General features: G+C 57.8%; 1 protein-coding gene. It reads left to right on the top strand.

Features of this window, described 5'->3' with window-relative positions:
* Positions 1–134: 134 nt before the first annotated feature.
* Positions 135–869, top strand: a 735-nt coding sequence (locus ACLD7X_RS17210) for a hypothetical protein (RefSeq protein ID WP_411424912.1), incomplete at its 3' end; no start/stop codon positions are given.

Genomic DNA, 869 nt, shown 5'->3' with positions numbered 1-869 from the left:
TGAAAAGCAACGCTATAACCATATTGATAGGTGTTGCCTTGGCCTTAATTAGGGTGCCATTTGTTACATCGCAACAAGTATCACCACTACTGTACGATGCTACGTACAATGGTGGCAATACTGCGTACGTAGGGATGGACAAGATTGCCAACACGTTTGTATTCACTGGTAAGTTGGACCTTGTTCTGCCGGTGTTTGAGGGGGCATTCCGCGTCGTGAATGATTATCGTGGAACGATGTTCCGCACGAGCACGACAGCGGTGCGGGACGATCAGTTCCTGCACGTAGGGTTGGAAATACCGGTGATTGCGGGATTGTCGGCGTTGGTGCGCCAGTCATGGACGACATCCGTGGATAGCCGTAGTGTTGGCCTGGCATCACTGGAGCGGTTGAATGGAGTTGCTGGTCTACGATGGCGTCCTACCATGGAGGCGGACGTCGAGATGTTCTCGGGAGCAGAGCGAACGACGCAGATCGGGCAGCGAGCGTCGGGGTTGTTGGCCGGACTTCGATCCCGCCTGACGGACGTTCAGCTGGACGAATGGCGGCTGCAGGGTAACGGTTTGGTCGATGTCCATCGCATGGATGCATTGCGGACGAATACCGACGTGGACCTACGGGCCCAGGCGCAGCGAGACCTTGGCGAAGGGGCAGCCCTGCGGCTTGACGCCCATTGGACGTCACTCCGGCGCGACTTCTTTACGCAAGTGGGTGCCGCTGCCGACCTGGCCGTCGAATCCCGCGCAGAGCGCCGCTTGAACCTCACTGCCGATGCCAGAACCGAACTTTCGTCCAGCCTGGTGGCGTCCTTCAATGGCTCCGTGCAAACGGCATCCATTGATCGCCAATATGCCCAGCCCGTCACGGAC

The sequence above is a fragment of the Aphanothece microscopica RSMan92 genome, from assembly GCF_046613545.2.
Classification (GTDB): Bacteria; Cyanobacteriota; Cyanobacteriia; order PCC-6307; family Cyanobiaceae; genus NIES-981.
The sequence above is the reverse complement of the archived record's forward strand: the minus strand, read 5'-3'. Positions and strand labels throughout refer to the sequence as shown.